Annotated in this window: 15 protein-coding genes; 3 read left to right on the forward strand and 12 right to left on the reverse strand. The window is 60.3% G+C overall.

The features are described from left to right. Window positions 1-142: 142 nt before the first annotated feature. Entirely contained in the window at window positions 143-4,111 is a 3,969-nt protein-coding gene (locus H4684_RS17165; RefSeq protein ID WP_192624687.1) for a DUF748 domain-containing protein, read from the forward strand. A 49-nt stretch (window positions 4,112-4,160) separates the two neighbouring features. On the opposite strand, the gene H4684_RS17170 is transcribed toward H4684_RS17165, so the two are convergent. The 12 genes from H4684_RS17170 to H4684_RS17225 form a co-directional block, all read right to left on the reverse strand. Then, window positions 4,161-4,532: a holo-[acyl-carrier-protein] synthase gene (locus H4684_RS17170; RefSeq protein ID WP_192624688.1), complete on the reverse strand. Its 372-nt coding sequence runs from the start codon at window positions 4,530-4,532 to the stop codon at window positions 4,161-4,163. A gap of 354 nt (window positions 4,533-4,886) precedes the next feature. Next, the gene (locus H4684_RS17175; RefSeq protein WP_192624689.1) at window positions 4,887-5,630 is read right to left on the reverse strand and encodes a substrate-binding periplasmic protein; all 744 of its coding nucleotides are present in this window, start codon (window positions 5,628-5,630) and stop codon (window positions 4,887-4,889) included. A gap of 364 nt (window positions 5,631-5,994) precedes the next feature. Further along, window positions 5,995-7,536 carry a mercuric reductase gene (locus H4684_RS17180; RefSeq protein WP_192624690.1) on the reverse strand — a complete coding sequence of 514 codons (1,542 nt, stop codon included), beginning with the start codon at window positions 7,534-7,536 and terminating at the stop codon, window positions 5,995-5,997. A gap of 12 nt (window positions 7,537-7,548) precedes the next feature. Continuing rightward, entirely contained in the window at window positions 7,549-8,262 is a 714-nt protein-coding gene (locus H4684_RS17185; RefSeq protein ID WP_192624691.1) for a TVP38/TMEM64 family protein, read from the reverse strand. Next, window positions 8,259-9,098 carry a DUF547 domain-containing protein gene (locus tag H4684_RS17190; RefSeq protein ID WP_225940517.1) on the reverse strand — a complete coding sequence of 280 codons (840 nt, stop codon included), beginning with the start codon at window positions 9,096-9,098 and terminating at the stop codon, window positions 8,259-8,261. The genes H4684_RS17185 and H4684_RS17190 overlap by 4 nt, the downstream gene beginning before the upstream one ends. A gap of 12 nt (window positions 9,099-9,110) precedes the next feature. Continuing rightward, a complete protein-coding gene (gene gnd / locus H4684_RS17195; RefSeq protein WP_192624692.1) occupies window positions 9,111-10,562 on the reverse strand; it encodes a decarboxylating NADP(+)-dependent phosphogluconate dehydrogenase in 1,452 nt (483 codons plus the stop codon). A gap of 216 nt (window positions 10,563-10,778) precedes the next feature. After that, on the reverse strand, window positions 10,779-11,912 hold the full coding sequence (locus H4684_RS17200) for a DUF362 domain-containing protein (RefSeq protein ID WP_192624693.1): 1,134 nt from the start codon (window positions 11,910-11,912) through the stop codon (window positions 10,779-10,781). A 391-nt stretch (window positions 11,913-12,303) separates the two neighbouring features. Next, entirely contained in the window at window positions 12,304-12,789 is a 486-nt protein-coding gene (locus H4684_RS17205; protein ID WP_192624694.1) for a single-stranded DNA-binding protein, read from the reverse strand. Between the two features lie 27 nt (window positions 12,790-12,816). Next, a complete protein-coding gene (locus H4684_RS17210; RefSeq protein ID WP_092192312.1) occupies window positions 12,817-13,167 on the reverse strand; it encodes a type II toxin-antitoxin system RelE/ParE family toxin in 351 nt (116 codons plus the stop codon). Beyond that, window positions 13,167-13,817 (reverse strand): biotin attachment protein, encoded by a 651-nt coding sequence (locus H4684_RS17215; RefSeq protein WP_192624695.1) that lies wholly within the window; start codon window positions 13,815-13,817, stop codon window positions 13,167-13,169. The genes H4684_RS17210 and H4684_RS17215 overlap by 1 nt, the downstream gene beginning before the upstream one ends. A 161-nt stretch (window positions 13,818-13,978) precedes the next feature. Beyond that, window positions 13,979-16,219 carry a carboxyl transferase domain-containing protein gene (locus H4684_RS17220; RefSeq protein WP_092192315.1) on the reverse strand — a complete coding sequence of 747 codons (2,241 nt, stop codon included), beginning with the start codon at window positions 16,217-16,219 and terminating at the stop codon, window positions 13,979-13,981. Window positions 16,220-16,327: 108 nt separating this feature from the next. Continuing rightward, window positions 16,328-17,758, reverse strand: coding sequence for an ATP-binding protein (locus H4684_RS17225; RefSeq protein ID WP_092192317.1), 1,431 nt, complete (start codon window positions 17,756-17,758; stop codon window positions 16,328-16,330). A 344-nt stretch (window positions 17,759-18,102) separates the two neighbouring features. Between H4684_RS17225 and H4684_RS17230 the strand changes: the two genes are divergently transcribed. Beyond that, window positions 18,103-18,939 carry a purine-nucleoside phosphorylase gene (locus tag H4684_RS17230; RefSeq protein WP_192624696.1) on the forward strand — a complete coding sequence of 279 codons (837 nt, stop codon included), beginning with the start codon at window positions 18,103-18,105 and terminating at the stop codon, window positions 18,937-18,939. Then, complete coding sequence (locus tag H4684_RS17235) at window positions 18,932-20,545, forward strand: response regulator (RefSeq protein WP_192624697.1); 1,614 nt, start codon at window positions 18,932-18,934, stop codon at window positions 20,543-20,545. The genes H4684_RS17230 and H4684_RS17235 overlap by 8 nt, the downstream gene beginning before the upstream one ends. The last annotated feature ends 1,276 nt before the right edge of the window (window positions 20,546-21,821 follow it).

The following is a 21,821-nucleotide window of genomic DNA, read 5'->3' on the forward strand; positions in this document are numbered from 1 at the left end:
AATATGTTACGGTACGCACTCATGAAAAACCACGACTTTTTTGCTATCCCAACTATTAACTACAGCAAATTGCATCCATTTCTTGCCAAACAAGGGACAAGGACGCTACGCTTCCCAAAAAAGCAACATCATGGAGTCCGTCATGGCAACCATAATCGAATCCTGGAAAAAACTGACGTGGTGGCAAAAGTCGCTTTTCGTGACAACTGTTTGCGTGGCCCTTTACGCCGCAATCGGATTCCTTCTGCTCCCGCGCATCGCGAGCTACGTACTTGCCGAGAAACTTTCTCCGGCCTTGAGCCGTAAGGTCAGCGTCGGGGAAATTCGCATCAATCCTTTTGCCATGACCGCGGACATCTCCGATTTCGCCATCAGCGAAAAAGACGGCAGCGGTGAGTTTGTCGCCTTCGACGCGCTGCACGCCAACCTGGAACTCAGTTCCATCCCGCGTCTGGCTCTGGTCGTCCGCGAGGCGCGCCTCGATGGTCCGCGCATTCATATTCGCCTCGACCAGGATGGGCAAACCAATTTTGCGGATCTCACCGACGCGCCCGAATCGACACAGCCCAAGGACTCTTCGGAGCCCATGTTGCTGCCGATCATTGTCGAACCCTTCACGCTTGGCAACGGCACGCTGGTTCTCGAAGACCAGGCCAGGGGCGTGACCCATGTCGTGGACCGGATCCAGTTCAATCTGCCCCAGTTCTCATCGCGCAAGAAGGACTGGGAAACCTTCATGACGCCGACCCTGTCCTTTCGGGTCAATGGAGCGCCTTTCAACCTCGAAGGGCAGACAACCCCCTTTTCCGACTCCCTCAAAACCGACTTCGATCTGAACGTCATCGACTTGGCGCTGCCCCAATACTGGGTGTATGCCATGGCCCGCGAGAATCTCAAGCTCGCCGGGGGTTTCCTCAATCTGGAGAGCAAACTCTCCTTCGAACAGCACGAGGACACCCTGCCCACCTTCTCCTTGCAGGGAACCATCACAGGGCGCGACATCGAATTGACCGACGACGGAGAGCCGGTGCTTTCCGCCGCCAGGACCGAGATCGTCATTGATGACATCTCCATCCTGAACCTCAAGCTCGGCCTGCATTCCGTGGTCCTGGAGCGGCCCTTTGCGCGGATCGTGCGCAAGAGGGACGGAAGCCTGAACTGGATGCACTATTTCGTGCCTGACGAGAGCAGGGAGGCTCACGCCGCAAAAAACGGCACGTTCCCGGACGCGGCCTTGGCCGGGAACGCCACGGTCGCCATGGCCGAGGCTGAAAATGCCACGCATACGGCAAGCGCGGGCCAGACCCTTATTGTCGAGGCGAATAACGCGACCGCGCAGGAAATCCCGGAGATCGACAACGCCACGGTCGCCAGACGCGAAACCGCCAAAACCCTGCTTTTACAGGTCCCCAAGATCCGCCTGACGGACGGACGGGTCCTCTTCCTGGACGAGACCACCTCTTTCACCAAGGACATCGAGTCCCTGGATCTGACCATCACGGATCTCGACACCTCGCTCAACGCAACCTCCGTGGCCGGTCTGCGGATGCGCACGGCCGACGGGGAGTCCATCGATTCCAATGCGACTTTTTCCGTCTTACCTTTCCGCGTACAGGCCCGTATCGAGGCCCGCGAATTGGATATTCCCTCATACGAGCCCTATTTCAGGGATGCGCTTCCACTGACTCTGGCCAATGCCAGGGCCGACGCCGACGTCCGCTTTGCCATCGATGGAGAGGACAAGGCGCCGCGCCTTGAAGATTCGTCTCTTGAAATTCGCGATCTGAGCCTGAAGGCGGCGGAAGGAGCCGGGGAAATAAGGCTCGGCCGGGCGGCCCTGGACAAGATATTCCTCGACATGGCCAGCCGGGATGTTCGCACCGGCGTGTTCACCCTTGAAGGGGGCACTGTCTCCACCGCGCTGGACAAAGAGGGCCGCGCCCGGCTCATCGCCGCGCTGCAGGGCGCACCCGCCAAAAAGGCGCAGGGCGCCACGCCAAAATCAGACTCCAAAGCCACGGCCTGGGCCATCGCCATGGATGGAGCATCCGTAACGGGCCTGGACCTGACAACCCCGGACAAGGACGCCCCCACCCCCATCAAGGTTGAATCCCTGCAGGTCGGACCTGTGGACATCGACACCGGCGCGAGGTCCGTCGGCATCGGCCCTGTCGAAATTGGTCTTGAAGTGGCCCTCCTCCGCCAGGAAAACGGCGACATCAACCTCGCGAAGCTCTTCGCGCCCGCGCAGAATGGCGCCCCCAAGGCCGCCGCTCCCGCCAGGACGTCGGCACCCGCCTGGGCCGTGACCGTGGAGCAATTCTCCCTGGCCGGGACCAGGGTCTCGCTGACGGACAAGACCCTGGCCAAACCCGTGCGGCTGGACATGGACCGGATCGCCTTTGTGGCCAAGAAACCGTCCACCGACCTCGGCAGGTCCGTCCCCGTCACCCTGTCCTGTCGGGTGGAGGAAACAGGCACCATCAAGGCCTCGGGCGAAATCGTCCCGGCCACCATGACCACCCGGGGAACCCTCGATTTGTCCGGGATTCCCCTGTCCCTGGCTTCGGCTTATGTAGCGGACGTAGCCGCCATCGACATTCCGGCCGGCAGACTGGGCGGCAAACTGGAATGGCTCATGGGCGGCAAGACCGGAGACCGGATATCCGGCTCCCTGCGCGTCAGCGGGCTGCGGGTCACCGAAGGCCGTTCGCGGACCGAACTGTTCGGTTTCAAGACCCTGGACGTAAGCAGGCTCAACCTGCAACTTTCGCCACTGGCCCTGAATATCGCGAGTGTGGATCTGACCGAACCGCGCGGCGGCTTTGTCATCGACGCTCAGGGCAAGACCAGCCTGGATCGTATAGCACCGACCACCCGGAAAAAGGCGCCCGCTAAACCGGCATCCAAATCCGAAGGGCTCACGGCGCTGGAAATTGGCACCGTAAATATCAAGCAAGGCCGCTTCTCATTTGCCGATAAATCCCTTTCACCGCAGTTCGAATCCGTCATCTCACCGCTGGATTTGACCGTGACGGGTTTTTCCCTGGACCCGGCGAAGCGCACGCAGCTGGACCTGACGGCCATCATCGACGGCTCCGCGCCCATCACCGCCAAGGGGTGGGTCTCACCGCTCAAGACTCCCGTGGAAGCAAACAGCACCGTGACCCTGCGTAATCTGGATCTGGTCGGGCTGTCGTCCTATTCCTCGAAATTCATAGCCTATCCCGTAACGCGCGGACAGCTGGATTGGGAAATGAACGTGCGCACCGAAGCCAGCAAGCTAGCCATGGGCAATGCCATCAAGGCCCGCCAGCTCGAACTGGGCGACAAGGTCGAATCCCCGGACGCCGCCGACGTGCCGATCAAGCTGGGGCTCGCCCTGCTCAGGGACATGTCCGGCAACATCACCATCAACCTGCCCGTCAAGGGTGACCTGAGCGACCCGAAGTTCAGCATCGGCAGCATTGTCATGCAAGCCTTCCTGGGCCTCATCGTCAAGGCCATCGCCTCTCCCTTCTCCCTGCTGGCCAGCCTCGTCCCCGACGGCGGCGGCGAGGATTTGAACAGGCTCCCCTTCCCGCCAGGCCTGTCCGCGCCCGCGCCCGAAGCCCTGCAGAACATGCAGGCCCTGGCCGACATCCTGGCGCAGCGCCCGGGTATCAAGATCTCCATTCTCGGGCACTCGGATCCCGCCGCCGACAGACAGGCCCTGGCCAACCTGCAGTTCATGCGCAAGCTGCAGGTCATCAAATTCGATGATCTGCCCCGCAGGGAACGTGAAAAAACCAAGCTGGAGGAGATTGAGATCACGGATGAGGAATACCCGGAAATACTCTGGGAGGCCTACAAGGAAGAGCCCGTGGAAAAGGAAAAGGGCGCCTTCGGCATGCACAAGGAAGTCTCCCGCGAGGAGCAGGAAGCCAAGCTCAGGGAGCTGATCAGCATCACCGACGGCGATCTTGTGCGACTGGCCGCCACCCGGGCGGAGTTCGTAAAGAATCATCTCGTGCAGGAGCTTGGAGTGGATGCCGGACGTATCTTTCTGGGCAAGACCGGCCCCCAGGCCCTGTCCGGCGCGCATGAGGCGACGGTGGAAATTCAGCCATGAACCTGTTTGCGAACGAGATTTCAGCGCGGGATATAAAACGGCGTGAATCTCATCCTTCGAGAATGACCATGGCCACGGCGTTTTCGCGGCTGTGGGACAGGGTGATGTGCGCAGTCCGAACGCCCAGGGCCCGGCATCTGAGTTCGGCCTGGTTGTGAAAAAAAATCAACGGCTTGCCGAGCCCATCGGAACGAATCTCGATATCCTGGAACGTTATCCCGCCGCTGAACCCCGTGCCCAGCGCCTTGACCGCCGCCTCCTTGGCCGCGAAGCGGGAGGCCAGAAAAGGGATCGCCACGGAAGGAACCAGGGCCATCTCCACCGGAGTCAGAATTCTTGAGCTGAATTTGTCGCCGAATCGTGAATACGAACGCGCGATCCTCTCCAGCTCCGCAATGTCGACACCCACTCCGATAATCATATCCCGCACCATCCATGTTTGTCCCGTACCCCGGGACCGTTTGGCAAGGCCGTTCGCGCCGATTCTACACGCCGACGGCGTGGATTGCGGTTCCTGAAGACAAAGAAAGCATGCCCCCGTCCGGGAGTTATCCCTCTGGGCACAAGGAGCGCATCAAAACCAACGGGGTCATGTTTGTCAATTCAACACATCAACACATTCAATCTTGAAGGCCCGGTTGTGCGCCCCCCGATGGAACTTTCGCCGGAATTCTCCAGGCGAAAAAAGCACGGGAACGGCCACGACCCAGCGGACGGGCCGAAACACGAAACAGAGGCAACGTCATTGAATAGCGGAAGAACGAAACTCGAAGAGTCAGGGACTGCACTCGGACGAGGAGGCGCAAATCAGCTCAAGCCCGCCGGACACGATTGCGCGGTCAAAGCGCTCCACCAGCGACTTTCCGGCGGGAGTCCGGGGAAAACAGACATGCAACGAATGCACGGCCAGGATTTTTTCAGCGAAGACCAGCGGAGGCGGCCCGTGCGACGGTTCCATCTTGCCTGAAAGATGCCGGAACACGGCCCGGTCCATGACGGCCGCATCGATGCGTCCGGCCTCGATCATGCGCAGGGCCTGCTTATCGGAATTGCATTTTACGGGATACAGGATGCCCATGTCCACAAGACGGTCGAATTCCTCGGTGTTCACATATCCGTCCACGACGCCGAGCCTGTAGGCGGCCAGATCCTCCAGCCGGGTCCAGTCCAGCGTCACGCCACTTTTGTGCACCAACCCCACCACACTGCACCCCACTGGCTTCGAGAAGTAAAATTCCTCTTCCCTGGCCACCGACCGATATTCGGGAAAATAGCCCTGGGTATTCCCGGCACGAGCCTCCATGAGCACCCGCTTCCAGGGCAGGAAGGACAAGCGGGGCTCCAGCCCTGCTTCGGCGCAGATGCTGCGCACGCGGGCGCTGGTTGTTCCCTGCTCCAAAAGATCCCGGCCAACGAATGGGGGCCATTCAAGTGTGCTCAAATCGAGCGGCTCCGCGTGCGCGGAACACGCGAGAAAAAGAACCATGAGCGGCAACACGCCCGCCAAGCGCCACTTCATCGCGGCACCGAAACGTTTCCGGACGATTCCGCGCCATGCGCCATCTTCGATCGCTTCATGAATCCCGCTCCCTTTTCGTGCCTGCCCGGGGGCAGTGCCTACATGAACAAATCCGCAAGTCCTTTCGGGCCGATTCAAGCGTGATAAAGCCATAATTTTTTCAAAATGGCCACGAAATTCCAAAGCATATGCGCAAAAAGTACCTGTTACCGGAACGGAAAAAACCGGTAATGATGCGCCGTCATGACCTTAAGGGCGCAGCCTTCATCCCGTCCGGAATTCGATATCAAATTGCAATGAAAAGAAACAGCTCTGCCTTGCCATGAAGTCATCGCCATGACTGGAACAGCATACGCGCCGGGTTTCACTTCCGTCTGCGCTGCCAGGAAAGCCAATACCCGAAGAGAGACTTCACAAGCGGGGTCAACCGGCCCCTGTTGTAGGCGTCGGCGACCTGGCGGATGGCCTCGCCCTGGGTCGGGTAGGGATGGATGGTGTTTGCGATTTTTCCAAGGCCCAGACCGTTCGTCATGGCCAGCGAAATCTCCGAGATCATGTCGCCCGCATTGCCGGCGACGATCGTCGCGCCCACTATCCTGTCCGTGCCCTTGCGCACATGCACCCTGACAAAGCCATCGGTCTGACCTTCGAGGATCGCCCTGTCGACCTCATTCAGGGACCGGGTGAAGGTGTCCACCTTGATGCCTTTCTCCATGGCGTCCCTTTCGCCGAGGCCCACGTGGGCGATCTCGGGTTCCGTGTACGTGCACCAGGGAATGGTCAGGGCGCTGACCTTGGCCCGCCCCTTGAACAGCGCGTTGCGCAGGACCGTGCGGGCCATGAAGTCCGCGGCATGGGTGAACTGGAAGGGGGAGCAGACGTCCCCGGCGGCGAAGATATCCGGGTTGGTCGTGCGCAGATGGTCATCGACCTGCACGCCCTTGGCCGAAAACGCCACCCCGGCCTCCTCCAGCCCCAGCCCCTCGACGTTGGGCTTGCGGCCAACGGCGATGAGCAGCTCGTCGACAACCTCGTCATAGCTGCCCGCCTTGGAGTCGGCCACGAGCCGGATTTTATTTCCGTCCGCCCCCGAGACCCTGACCTCCTTGCCACAGCACAGCAATTTCACGCCATCCTTAAGCAGCGCCTGCCGGATGACCTCCGCCGCGTCCCGATCCTCCTTGGGCAACAGGCCGCGCGAGGACTCGATGAGCAGCACTTCGGATCCGAAGCGGGCGAAAGCCTGGGCCAGCTCGCAGCCGACGGGCCCCGTGCCGATGACGGCCAGGCGCCCGGGCAGCTCGGTCAAGGAGAAGATCGTCTCGTTGGTGAGGTAGCGCACGGTCTCCAGCCCTTCGATGGGCGGCGCCGCGGCCCGCGCCCCGGTGGCGACCACCGCCTTGACAAAAGACAGTCGCTCCCCGCCGACCTCCACGGTGTGCGAATCCGTGAAACGGCCCTGGCCCAGGAACACGTCCACCCCCAAATCCCGAAAGCGCCGCGCGGAGTCGTTGGGCGCGATGGAGGCCCGCAGCCTGCGCATGCGCTCCATGACCTGCCCGAAGTCGACGCGGGTTCCGTCCGGCACATGCACGCCGAACTCTCCTGAGTCCCGCACGGCCGCTGCCGCGCGTCCTGCCCGGAGCAGCGCCTTGGACGGAACGCACCCGAAGTTCAGGCAGTCGCCACCGAGAAAATCCCGTTCGATGAGGGCCACCTTGGCCCCCAGCCCAGCCGCCCCGGCCGCGCACACGAGCCCGGCCGTCCCGCCGCCGATGACCACGAGGTTGTAGACGGGCCTTGGCCTGGGATTGGTCCATCCCGATGGATGAACCAGGGACTCAAGCGTCCTGTTGTGCTCGTCCCGGGGCTCATGTTTTACAGAATGCACCTTCGAATCCGCCATGACGTATCTCCTTCACGCTGCGATTTTGCCCGCCAGCGCCTTGCGGGCCAGACGTGTGACGACAACCGTCACGGCCACCGTGGCCAGAAAGCCCACCCCGTACAAAGCCCACTCCCCGGCTGTCCGCTCGCGCCCTCCAGCACCAAGCCCGGCCAGATCCCCGGCCAGGGAGCCGATGTACACATACATGATGGTCCCTGGGATCATGCCTATCCAGGAGGCCAGAAAAAAATCCTTGAGGCCGACCTTGGTCAGTCCGAAGGCGTAATTGAGGATATTGAAGGGGAAAACGGGCGACAGGCGGGTCAGAAACACGATCTTCCAACCCTCGCGGGCCACGGCATCATCGACGGCCCTGAATTTTTCGTTGCCCGCGATTTTCGCGGCCACCCAGTCCCGGGCCAGATAGCGTCCGACCAGGAAAGCGCAGGTCGCACCCAGGGTCGCGCCCACCGAAACGGCGATGAAGCCCTGGACCAGGCCGAAGACCACCCCCGCCCCCAGGGTCAATACGGAACCGGGCAAAAGCAGCACGCAGGCTGCGATGTACAAGGCGACAAAAAGGATCGGACCTGTCGGGCCGAGATCCGCGATCCACTGCAAGGCCTGCCGTAGCAGGGCCTGCACATCGAAATGCCAGGCGGCCGCCAGCAACAGCCCAACGACAAGGAGCATCGCCAGGATCTTGAGAGCCCTGCCTTGCCAAAAAGATGCGCCGCGGCTCATGGCGCGACCTCCTGCTTGTTCAGGGACCAGTCGTAATCGATGTATTCCAGATCATATCCGCCGCCTGAAAAGAAGCCGCGCAGTTCATCGGAGACATATTTTGCAATAAAATTCATGACCGCCCGTTCCTTGCCCTTCAGTCCGTCGAAACCCGATGCCGGGGAAAATCCAGGCACGAAATCCTCACCGAACCATTTGAAGATGGACGAAACAAGGACCCGCCCGGCAGCACGGTCCACACGCAGCCCATTCGGGCTTGAAAGATAGAGCCTGGCGCGCTCGTCCAGTTGCCCGTCAAGCGCGTCGGCCGTGAAGGCACTGCTCGGCAGGGCGGGGCAACTGCTGGCCGCGCAGACCAGGGCGACATGAATGCGCGGCTCTGAGTAGTCCTTGCGGATGATGCCATGTTCGAGATGGTTGAGCGAGGTCTTTCCCCCAAAGAGGCTGACCACCTTCTGGTCCCACGGCCCCTTGAAGATGTTGCCGATGTCCTTGATGCTATCCAGCGGGTAGTGATCGATGATCAGGCGCAGGGTGGCCGCGTTGTAGAGGTTGATCAGGAACGCAAGCTGCTGTCGCTCGTTCCAGCCCTTGAACTGGGCCTCTGTAACGCTGGATGTCGATTGCAGATAGCGATCGAGGAGCGCCGGGGATTTTTGGAGCCCTGGATAATCGACTCGGCCATCGACAACGCGCTCCGAGAGAACCTGAGTGAGGATGCCGTGGGCGTGGTCAAACCCTGCCGCGTCCGCATGCCTGCCTGCCGTCCAGAAAAGCAGAACGGCCGTCATGATGGCCGCTCCCGCGCAGCGCGCGCATTTTTTCGCAGATATCATTCCCCTTGCTCCCTAGACTTCATAGGACGTCGAGGAGGTCGCGCCGCCCCGTCCGGTCCAGTTGGTGTGAAAGCGCTCGCCGCGAGGCCGGTCCGTTCTCTCGTAGGTGTGGGCTCCGAAATAATCGCGCTGGGCCTGCAACAGGTTGGCGGGCAGCACGGCCGTGCGGTAGCCGTCGAAAAAGGCCAGGGCTGCCGACAGGGTCGGCATGGGGATGCCGCTCACGGCCCCGGCCGCCACGACGCGCCGCCAGCCGGTCTGGGCCTGCACGACCGCTTCGCTGAAAAAAGGATCGAGCAGAAGGTTCACAAGATCCGGGTTCCCGGAAAAGGCGTTTTCGATATTCTTCAGGAAAACGGAGCGAATGATGCACCCGCCGCGCCATATCCTGGCGATTTTCCCATGGTCGAGGGCCCATCCCTGCTCTAGCGCTTCGGCCCGCAGAAGCTGAAAACCCTGGGCGTAGGAGACGATCTTGGAGGCATAGAGGGCTTGTTCGAGGTCTTCGAACAGCACGTCCACGCCCGATGGAGCGGGACCAGCGAGGACCTTGGAGGCGGCAAGACGTTCGTCCTTCAGGGCAGACAGGGAACGGGCGAAGACGGCTTCCCCGATGAGCGTAAGGGGCTGCCCGACATCGAGGGCCGCGTTGACCGTCCACTTGCCCGTGCCCTTCTGCTGGGCGGCGTCGAGGATGGCATCCAGGGGGTAGGCGCCTTCCTCGTCGCGAAAACCGAGAATGTCCGCCGTGATCTCGATCAGGTAGGAATCGAGCCGCCCCTTGTTCCAGCGGGAAAAGACGGCGCGCATGTCCTCGTTGGGCATCCCGAGCCCGGTCTTCATCAGGTGGTAGACTTCGCAGATGAGCTGCATGTCGCCGTACTCGATGCCGTTGTGAACCATCTTGACGAAATGCCCGGCCCCGCCCTCGCCCATCCACTCGCAGCAGGGCTCGCCGTCGGGCGTCACGGCGCAGATGCGCTGAAAGATGGGCCGGATGCTCTCCCAGGCCGGGGTGGCGCCTCCGGGCATGATCGAGGGGCCGGTCAACGCGCCTTCCTCTCCTCCGGAAATACCGGTCCCGACGAACAGGATCTGGTGCTCGCGCGCTTCCAGCACGCGGCGGCTGGTGTCCAGATAATGCGAATTTCCCCCGTCGATGATGATGTCGCCGGGTTCGAGCATGGGGATGAGGGCTGCCATCAACATGTCCACCGCTTCGCCGGCCTTGACCATGCACATGATCTTACGCGGTCTGGACAGCGCCTTGACCAGTTCCTCAAGGTCATGGCAGCCGATAATATTCTTGTTCGCGCCGCGCCCGCTCACGAACGCATCGACCCGGGCCACGGTGCGATTGAAGCAGGCCACGGTGAAGCCCTTGCCCTCCATGTTGAGCACAAGATTCTCCCCCATGACCGCCAGTCCGACAACTCCGATGTCCGCCAATCTATCGCTGCTCATCCGCCCTCCGGATTTCTGTTTCCTATCTGGCCTGCCTGGCGTCCATGCTGGAACAAGGTCCCTGCTCACTCCCGGAAGCGTCCTGCATGATGCCGCGATCCACATCAGCCTGAAACGTGACCAGCGGCAGCGTGTCGACCGTATTCCGGCCAATCAGGCCAACAAAGTCAAAACCGTTCCGACTCGTCGATAAGCGCACCGCTTCATGCACAAGGCTTATTTGACGAAGATCAGCTCATAGTCCCGGGTACCCAGTCCGATCTTTTCCGCATGATCGAGGCAGGAACGCCATTCCGACTGGGGCGTGGAGTTCTTGAAATGATCGTGCTGGTCCAGAAAATCAGGCTTTGACAGGTTTTCGTAGAGCTGGCTCCCCGGAAGCGGCTTGGCCTTCATGCAGGCGTCCACGCAGGCCTGGTCCAGGGCCAGTGGGTCGAAGGAGGCGAACATCCCGAGGTTGGGCAGGATGGGCGCATCGTTTTCGCCGTGACAGTCGCAGTTGGGGGAGACATCCACGATAAGCGAAATGTGGAAGTTTGGCCGACCGTCCACGACCGCCTTGGTATATTCCGCCATGCGCTTGTTTAGAAGCTCGTTGGCCGCAAAATTCCTGAACGCGATGGCGTCGAAATTACACGACCCGAGACAGCGTCCGCAGCCGACGCAATTGTCCTCGTTGACGCGCATTTTCCCTGCGTCCTCGTCGAAGAAAAGTCCCTCGTTGGCGCATTCCTTCAGGCAGGCCATGCAGCCCCGGCATTTGGCCTCGTCGATGGAAGCCTTGCCACCGCTGTGCTGCTCGGTCTTGCCGGCCCGGGAGCCGCAGCCCATGCCGATATTCTTGATGGCCCCGCCGAAACCGGTCATCTCGTGTCCCTTGAAATGGGTCAGGCTGATGAACACGTCCGCGTCCATGACGGCCCGCCCGATCTTCGCCTCTTTCACATATTCCCCGCCGACCACGGGCACCGCGATATCGTCGGTTCCCTTCAGCCCATCCCCGATGAGAATGGGGCAGCCGACCGACAGCGGCGAAAACCCGTTTTCCCAAGCGCACTCCAGATGCTCCAGGGCGTTCTTGCGCTTGCCCGGGTACATGGTGTTGCAGTCGGTCAAAAACGGCTTGCCGCCCAACTCCTTGACCAAGTCGGCCACGGCCTTGGCATAGTTGGGACGCAGATAGCTGATGTTGCCCAGTTCGCCAAAATGCAGCTTGATGGCCACGAACTTCCCGTCCATGTCGATCTCCCCAATCCCGGCCTTCCTGATCATCTTCTTGAGCTTGGTGGGCAGTCCGTCTCCAAATGCCACCGTGCGAAAATCGGTAAAATAAACCTTCGCTTTTTCCATTCTTCTCACCTTTATATCCCAACTTATTGATTACACAAGACATGGCGACTTATCTCATAAAAAGACCGAGCCCATGTCCTGCCGTCATTCAACCCTGCTCCTGTTGTCTTCACTCACGGAGCTGAAAAAATCAAAGACCAAATAATTGCCGCCATTTCCCGGATCTGAAACGAGCCGAACGGGTCCAAGGGAATGACGATCTGTTGCAACGACATCTTTCGATGAAAAACAGACGCCATTTCCTTCAGAAACATCACACAAACGACAAATCCCCAGCAAGCGGAGCCTACTGGGGATTCGTTGATTTTTCTCTACCAGAGAGTTGTTAAAAAAAGCGAAGCCATATCAATGACTTCGCCTCTCTTATTGACAAACCTTATTCTGTTCTCTCTCAGAACGGCGCGTCATCCATCCCGCTGGCCTCGGAGGGGAAAGCCGGGCCCATGTCGTCATCGTAGCCGGCGTTCCCGGCTCCGCCCTGCTGGGGCGCGGCCTGGGGGCGCTGCTGGTATTGCGGGGCCTGGGTGTAGCCGCCTTCGGGCTGGCGGGAATCGAGTCCCTGCACGCGGTCGGCCTTGATCTCCGTGGTGTATTTCTCCACGCCGTCCTTGTCTGTCCACTTGCGGGTCTCGATCTTGCCCTCAATGTAGACCAGGCGGCCCTTGGAAAGATAGTTGCCGCAGAATTCAGCCTGCTTGCCCCAGACCACGATGCGGTGCCATTCGGTCTTTTCGACCTTCTGCCCGTCCTTGCCCGTGTATGTTTCATCCGTGGCAATGGAAAAATTGGCCACCGGCTGCCCTGACGGAGTGTAGCGCATCTCCGGATCACGGCCCAAACGGCCGATCAGGATTGCTTTATTCAGACTACCTGCCATGTCGTCTCCTCGTGTATGTTGATTCGGTCATGGATTGGCCACCAGCCTTTCCAGCTCGCCAAGCCCCTCTTCGATCCGGTCGGAGGCCTGGTTGGCGGCCTGTGGATTCCAGTCGGCAAGATGCCGCTGCAACTCCTCCACCTCCTTCACGACCTTGGGAAGTCCCGAGGCCAAAACCTTGCTGATGGCCTCGGCAATGACTCCGAACTGATACAGGTCATCAAGGGCCCTGACAAGCTCAAGCACCCCTGCCATCTCGTAGGGAAATCCGGGCTTGGTCTCTTCGAAGGCCAGGCTCCACAGCCGTGGCCAGGCCTTGCGGACATCTTCCTCGCTGTAGGTGTAGGCGTACACTCGAACTTGCAGGACCTTGCCCATCAGTCTCTCTCCTCCCAGTCGCTCTGCACGCGGCTGACGACCTCCTGGATCTGGCCAAGCTGGTCTTCGGGACAGACTCCGATGAGCGGGCTGTCCCGGTCCACGGAGTCGTTGGTCTCGAAATAGACGGCATAGATGATGCCGTCCGGGCCGCTGTACCGGATCGAGGTCTCGCGCTTCATGCGCGAGAGGATGAAAAGCTCCATCCCGTCCTTTATGTGCACGCTCTGACTGCCCTTGGTCTTGATCTTGATGTCCACGTCGGGGAAGAAATAATACTTACCCTTCTCCGGGGCCAGAAACAGGGACAGGGAGCGGCGCAGGATGCGGGCGATGACCTCTTCGCGAGTCAGGTAATGACGGATGGTCATGAGCTCCTGACCGGCCTGCACGAACTGGCCGTTTTCGATCTCGCCCAGAGACATGACCTCGCCCTTCTGCGGGGCGAACAGAGGTTTCTTGACATTCTCGCGCTCCATCCGGGCCAGCAGGGTCCCGGGGACCTCCTTCCAGGTGCCGCTGGGGCCCACGACCCGCACTCCGGGCTCCTTGGCCACGAATTCCACTTTTCCGCTATGGGGAGCCCTGATGGAGATCTTCTCGTAAGGTTCCTCGCGCAGCTCCCGCAACAATTCTTTAACGTCAATCACTGATGACTCCTAACTGACTGAAAAATTCAAAATTCGCAGACCGTTCAAAAATAGTGAGATGCAAGGTAGCGAAAAAATCCAGGACGCGCGGTGTATTGCGCATACATGAGCGGTCTGGATTTTTTCGCTGACGCGGCAGATCGCCATTTTTCAACGGTCTCCTAACGGTAATAAAGGTTGCGGCCGCCCATGGTCTGCAGGGACTGGACAAGGTTGCCCCGGATTTCCCGGCGATCCCAGATGCCCTGGATATGCCCGCGAGCCAGCGCCTGATAGGCGTTGTGGTAATTGGGCGGAATATCCATGCCCGTGGTCTCCTTGATGACTCCGGGACCGGCGAAACCGATATTGGCCGAACGCACCGAGAACTGGTACGGCGAGCATCCCAGAAAGCTGGCCACGGGCCCGGCGTAGGAATTGGTGTCGTAGAGGACCAGATACAGGCCGCCGGCTTCCGTGTAGCGACGCACGGCCATGGTGCAGCGCGGCATCTGGATGACGCCGTTGACGCCTTCCTGGATGCGTATGCCCGCGGTGCCGTGCACATAGGACAGGAAAGGCAACTGCTTCTTGCGCGCCCGCTCCATGGCCCGGATGAACTTCTCTCCCTCGGCCGCGCCCACGCTGCCGCCACGGAAAGCGCCCATGAACATGGCGACCATGACCGACGTGCCCTCGATGCGGGCTTCAAAGGTCATGCACCCGCACTTGTGGCCGGTCTTGCGCTTGGCCTCGTCGAGCTTGAGGTCGAACCCCTCGAACTTCAGGGGATTGGTGGACTCGATCTCGCTGAAGACCTCGTAGATGGAGCCGGGATCGAAGATGTTGTGCAGATACCACTGGTATTCCATGGGAAAATGGTGCCCGCAGAAGCTGCACACTCCGGCCCACTCCCCGAAGAGATCCGGGGCCCACTGGTCAAGGCATCCGTGCACGGCGGTGTTGGGGCAGACCACGGCCCGGTCAAGCTTGGCCTGGGGGCTGACGTACTGCCACTTGCCGCTGTTCAGCGCGCCGTCGTCCCAGGTGGACAGGGAGGTCAATCCGGCCTTGTCCACGTCCTTCTTGGCCTTGCCGAAGGACAGCTTGGACATCACGTTCTTCCAATACCGCGAAGAGCGGCCGACCACGACCTGCATCTCCGCGTGCACGTCCTCGGCCAGCTCCGTGACCTTCTTGTGCTGCTTGCCGAAGAGATCGTAGCGGAAATAGGAGTACAGGGAGGATATGAACTCACTGGTCCAGTCGCTGCTCCGGCTGAGCCAGTGGCGTTTGTCCAGGTAGGCGTCCTGGGCCATGCGACGGAATTTCATGTAGCGGGTCCAGAGCAGACGCTCCTTGGCCCGGCTGTCGAGGCTCCAACGCACGTAAACGTCCGCGCCCTTGTGACGCCGCAGCGCAAGGGACCGGAAAAAGCGCATACCCCGGACGTTCAGGACAATCTCGTCCGTCGAAGAGACCACGGATTTGCGCAGCTTGCGGAAGAAGTCGTAATGCTCGGGCCGCGCGCCAAGCTCGGGCTCGCCTATTTTCCAGTCCACGAAACCCATGGCGCGGTTGTCGTCCGCCGTCATCTTGAGCTGCCTGGCGCAGTGTTCGATGAGCTTCGGGTCGGCGCGCTGTCCGCCGCGCAGGCGGCCTTCGATGGCGGCCGCGCCCTCGGGCGAAATGACCGAATAGTAGCCATGCGACATCATGATGCGCGTGTCGGCAAGGCCGATGGCCTCGGCTCCGCCGGACCCGCCTTCGGAAATGACCGCCACGATGGGCACCTTGAGACCGGCCATGTCATAGAGGTTGTCGGCAATCTGCTGCGCCGCGCCGGGATAGTCCTCGATGGGGTAGGAGCCCGGTGTGAAGATATAGGTGTGGATCGGAATGTTCTCGGTCTCGGCGACCTTCATGTAGTACAGAGCCTTGGCGTTGCCCCAGGGTTTGACGGAACCGCCGTTGCGGAACTCCTGGCCGTGCCCCTTTTCCTGGCCAATGACCATGACTGCCTGGTTGTGGACCTTGTTGCCTCGCCTGCGGGTGATGTAGGCCCGGGCGATGAGCATGCTCGGATCGATGCTGTACTCGTCCTGACCGCCGATCTCGGTGTAGTTGTCGTACACGTTTTCAAGGATGTCCTTGAGGCAGATGCGTTGCGGGTGCCGGACGATGCGCACCTTGTTCATGGGAGTCAGCTCGCGTTCGAGCTTCTTCTCCAGGAAGCGGAACAGCTCTTCCAGGGTTTCCAGTTGCCTTATGGCTTCCTGCTTGGGCAGGCCCGGCTCGCGAGCGACATACTCGCCGAGCTTGGCTTCAAGCATGATGACATTGGTATTTTCATCGGGTCCGAAGATGTCCAGAATATATTTCAGGCGGTCCCGAAGTTCTTGTATGCGTTTTTCGATATCCATAAGAGTGCGCGATTGCCTCGCATGCTTGGGTTATGCCGGATTTTCCGGCGTAGCTTGAGCGCTTAATCAGTACTCGGCGCGGATGTGATCCAGGCGCCGGCTTGAATCCTAGAAAGCCAGGATGCCCTCGGTCTTGCGCTTCAGGAATTCGACATTGGACTTCAGGGCTTCGCCGGAAGCGTTCTCACCCTGCAGGTTCAGCGAATTCAGGAATTCCACGCCACGGGCCTTGGCCTCGGCCAGATCCTTGCCCCAGATGATAGCCAGGGCCAGGTTGGGATCGAAGTCCGTCGGGATCTCGTATTCACGGTCCGTGGGCACCTGACTGTGCAGCTTGAGCCAATCCTGCTCCGGCCAGCCAAAGGAGGTGATGCGGCCCACCCAGGGAGAGAACTTGTTGTCCGGATCCTCGGCGATGATGCGGTATTCGATGCCGACGCCGTTCAGGGTGATGTCCTTCTGGGTGTAGCCAAGCGGCGCGCCCAGACCCACCCGGATCTGCTCGGCAATGAGATCGACCTCGCCCTTGCCCTTGATGGCCGCGATGCGCGCGGAGACCCCGTTCTCGACCTGGATGCGGGTGTTGACCTCCATCAGGAACGGCTGTCCCGTGGGGCTGACAATCCATTCCCAGGTGCCGACATTGTCGTACCCGGCTTCGCGGGCCATGCGCAGGGAATATTCGGTGATGTCTTCAAGCACCTTCTTCGCGTCGAAGGCGTAGCGCAGGGAGGACGGATCGAACCCGGGCGCGACCTCGATGCGTTTCTGGTGTCCGAGAGACTGCACCGAGCAGTTGCGGGTACCGAAATGGACGGGATTCTGGCCAGTGCGGTCGGACACGATCTGCACTTCCAGATGGTTGAAGTCAAAGATGCGCTGTTCAATGAGCACGCCTTCATCGCGGAACTGACGCTTGGAATAGCTCTTGATGCGTCGCAGGACGCTTCGGAACTTGTCCAGATCGTCCACTTCCTCGATGCCCATGCCGCCGCCCCCGGCCGAGGCCTTGACCAGGATGACGGGTTTGTTGATGCCCTGCTCTTTTTGAAAATCGAACAGGGATTTGGCGATGTGCTCGGCTTCGAGATCGTCCGTCACGGGCTTGTCCGATCCGGGCACCGTGGGCACGCCCAGTTTGCGGGCCAGACGCTTGGTGTTGATCTTGTCGCCGAGCTCGCGGATGACCTGCCAGGAAGGCCCGATAAAAATGAGCTTGTGCTCGCGCTGGGCCACACGGCGGGCAAAACGGTAATCCTCGGCAAAGAAGCCGTATCCGGGATGAATCGCCGTGGCTCCAGCCTGATCCGCCACGGCAAAGATTTCGTTGGAGTCGAGATATGAACTGACACGGTACAGGGATTCGTCTCCGCCGAGCTTGCGCGCCAGGACGCAGTGCTCGCTGTCCTTGTCCGGCTCGGTGAAAAGCGCCACGAATGCCAGGCCAAGCTTGCGGCAGGCCTGCATGATGCGAATGGCGATCTCACCCCGATTGGCAATGAGAACTTTATGTTTCTTGGATTCGATGGGGTTCTTCATGTCTAAAAGAGCCTTTCCTTGTATGAACTGTTGGGCGTTGAAAAAAGATGAAATTCCTTCATAAAGCCGGACCCGCTTATATCCATAATCGCATCGGGGCAAGTCCGGCAGGCTTGGCTTTCCTCGTCAAAAAGGAAATAAACTCTTCGGAATCCTTGCCAAAACCAAAACAATCCGCAAGAAAGATGAAAGATAAGTCTGGTTTCTTTGAGCCATGGACGCCTTGAAACGAGCCGGGGAGTTCCAAAAAGCCAGCTTGACAAATCAGTACACCAGCGTTTGGAGCGCTGTCCAGACCAACGGGCAGAAACGCTCCGTGACCCAAAAAATCAAGGATTACGACAATGACCGATATACAGACCAGAGCCCGCACCGCCACCGACTGGATCAGAAAAAACTGCCCCTCCATCCCAAACACCGCTCTTGTGCTCGGCAGCGGCCTTGGAAAATGGATCGACTCGGCATGGATTCAAAAAAGCATCCCCTACGCGGACATCCCCGGCTTTCCGGTCTCCACCGTTGAAGGACACGCGGGGGCGCTTCTTGTGGCCGAGATCAAGGGCACGCCGGCCTTCGTCTTTTCCGGCCGCTTTCATCTCTACGAAGGCTACAGTCCGCGGGAAGTGACGCTGCCCATCGCCTGCCTTGGCCTGCTCGGGACCGAAAACCTGATCCTGACCAATGCCGCCGGAGCCCTGAATCCCCTGTTTGCCACCGGCGGGCTCATGCTGCTGACCGACCACATCAACATGACCGGGCACAACCCCCTGACCGGCCCCAATGTCGACGACTGGGGACCGCGTTTCCCGGACATGTCCCAGGTGTATTGCCCCGCCCTGCGTGAGCAGGCCATGCAGGCCGCCATGAATTGCGGACAGCGCCTGGAACAGGGGGTATACGTGGCCGTGGCCGGCCCCAGCCTTGAAACTCCGGCCGAAACTCGCATGTATCGCATCATGGGAGCCGACGCCATCGGCATGTCCACGGTGCCCGAAGCCATCACCGCCCACCATATGGGCCTCAAAATCCTGGGAATATCCTGCCTGACCAACAAGAACCTGCCGGACTGCATGGCCCAGACGTCTCACGCAGAGATTCTGGATCAGGCCAATGCCTCCTCCGACGCCCTGGGCTCGCTCCTGTCCGCCCTCATCCCCAACCTGGGAGGTCGCCATGGCTGATCACGCTCATCTGCTTACCGAGATCAAGGACAACATCCGCGGGAAAGACCCCATCAAGGCGCGTCTGGTACTGGGTTACCTGGAAAACATGGATAAAAGCATCCGTGAGCAGGTGCTTGGCGCGTTTCGTGAGGCTGCTCCCGAATTCGCAGTGCCTGTCCTCTGCCGGTTCATTTCCGAACACCGGGAAATGGTCGCAAATCTGCCGCTGGTCCGGGAAATCCTGGCCGTCAAGATGCTGGCCCAGCCCCAATTGCTCGCCAAGGCCATAAGCGACCCGCAGACCCCGTGCCGCGACATGTACATTTCGATGGCCGGAGAACTGCGCCTGGAGGAAGTGGTCGACAACCTGATCGAAGCCCTGCTCGCGGCCACGGACGTGAAAGAGATCAACCTGATCATCGACACCCTGGGTGAAATCGGTGACCCACAAGCCACCAACGCCGTGAGCGAGTTCCTCTACTCCGGCAACCGGACCATGATCATCACCGCCACCAAGGCCCTTGGCAAGCTGGGCACGCCCACCGCCATGTTGCGGCTTGCGGAACGCATGGGCACGGACAACCAGCTCGACCTGCTCATCCTGGACGTTTTCGCCAAGGTCCAGGATTCCATTTCGCTGGACAAGCTCAACGAGGCCATGCGCTCCCACTACGCACATCTGCGCACCTACGCCAAAAAAACCCTGGTCGGCATCGGCCCCAAGGCCGTGCCCACCCTGACCGAGAATCTGCTCTTCGACGACGCCGACCTGCGCATCCATACATTAAATGTGCTGGGCGACATCGGAGACCCGACCGCCATCTCGCCCATCCGCAAACTGCTGCACACCCACCCCGCCAACGCCAACGTGCGCTTCGCCGCCTACGAAGCCCTGGGCCTATTGCCCCTGGACCGGGGAGCCTACGTGCTGACGCAGGGCCTGAGCGATCCGGTGGATCACGTGTGCATCGCCGCCGCCAAGGCCATCGACCGCAACTTCAACGAGATCATGGCCGCCGGAATCAAGAACCTGGCCAGCGACAGGGAAGAGGACGCCCAGCGCATCATAAAAACCGCCATCAACGCCCAGGCCAAACAGATATTCCTGAGCCTCATGGAAGAGGAGCGCTTCCAGCCCATGGCCCTCAGCCAACTGTCGAGGGCCCATCAGGACATCCGGGACTTCTTCTACGCCATCCTCAAAGAGCACGGCTATTCGGGACTGGCCCTGAAGCTTCTGGCACCGGAAGAGAAAAAGACGGTCCGCAAGCGCATTTGCGCCGTGGACGACTCGCGCATGATCCTGAGCATCTACAAGTCCACCCTGCACGAACTGGGCTACGAGCCCGTGCTTTTTGAATTCCCGGCCAGCGCCCTGGAATGGCTGCAATCGAACACGCCGGAGATGGTGCTCACGGACCTGAACATGCCGGACATAACCGGCATCGACCTGGCCCGGGAAATCCGCAAGTCCTTCTCCAAGAAGGATCTGCCCGTGATCATGGTCACGACCCAGGACGAAGCCAACGACAACAAGGCGGCCCTTGAAGCCGGAGTCAACGACATCCTGCGCAAGCCCTTCACGGCCGAAAGTCTGGGGGCGGTTTTCAAGAAGTATCTGTAGAAAGCGGAAATCACCCGGCCCGGGCCAACCCGGGCCGCGACCGCACCGAGGTGCCTTCAAAGGAAAAAGACATGGATCCCCTTCTTCAAGGGGATGACGGCGCTTTGCAGCGGCTTTTATTCCCCGCGTCCCGCCATTTTCAACAACTGAGGCATCTGAAATTTCCGGGCAGTTCGCCCCCCGCACTGTACGAGCGGGCCGGGTTGGGGCGGGCGAGGGTCGCCGACTGTCTGACTGAGCCAGGCATCGTTTGTTGAATCGTTGCCCACCGCGCTGTCCGGTTTTTTCGTCCTGCACGCAGCGATTCAATTCTACGAGGCCGGAGAAGGAGTTTCGGCGGCCCTTGCCCGCCCCGACCCGGTCCGCGACCGCACTGAGGTGCCTTCAAAAAAAGACATGGATCCCCTTCTTCAAGGGGATGACGGCGCTTTGCAGCGGCTTCTATTCCCAGCGTCCCGCCATTTTCAACATCCGGGTCATCTGTAATTCCCGGGCAATCAGCCCTGCACCGCCCCAACCCGGTCCGCGACCGCCATGAGGTGCCTTCAAAAAAAGTCATGGATCCCCTTCTTCAAGGGGATGACGGCGTTTTGCAACGGCTGTTATTTCCCGCGTCCCGCCATTTTCAACATCCGGGTCATCTGTAATTCCCGGGCAATCAGCCCTGCACCGCCCCAACCCGGTCCGCGACCGCACTGAGGAGCCTTCAAAAAAAGTCATGGATCCCCTTCTTCAAGGGGATGACGGCGTTTTGCAACGGCTGTTATTTCCCGCGTCCCGCCATTTTCACCAACCTGGGTATCTGAAATTCCCGGCCTGCCTGCACCGCACGAGCGGGCCGGGTTGGGGCGGGCGAGGGTCGTCGACTGTCTGACTGAGCCAGGCATCGTTTGTTGAATCGTTGCCTACCGTGCTGTCCGTTTTTTTCGTCCTGCACGCAGCGATTCAACTCTACGAGGCCGGAGAAGGAGTTTCGGCGGCCCTTGCCCGCCCCGACCCGGTCCGCGACCGCACTGAGGAGCCTTCAAAAAAAGACATGGATCCCCTTCTTCAAGGGGATGACGGCACTTTGCAGCGGTTTTTATTCCCTGCGTCCCGCCATTTCCAACAACCTAGGCATCTGAAATTCCCGGCCAGCCTGCACCGCACGAGCGGGCCGGGTTGGGGCGGGCGAGGGTTGCCGACTGTCTGACTGAGCCAGGCATCGTTTGTTGAATCGTTGCCTACCGTGCTGTCCGTTTTTTTCGTCCTGCACGCAGCGATTCAACTCTACGAG

This window comes from Desulfomicrobium macestii, from assembly GCF_014873765.1.
Lineage (GTDB): Bacteria > Desulfobacterota > Desulfovibrionia > Desulfovibrionales > Desulfomicrobiaceae > Desulfomicrobium > Desulfomicrobium macestii.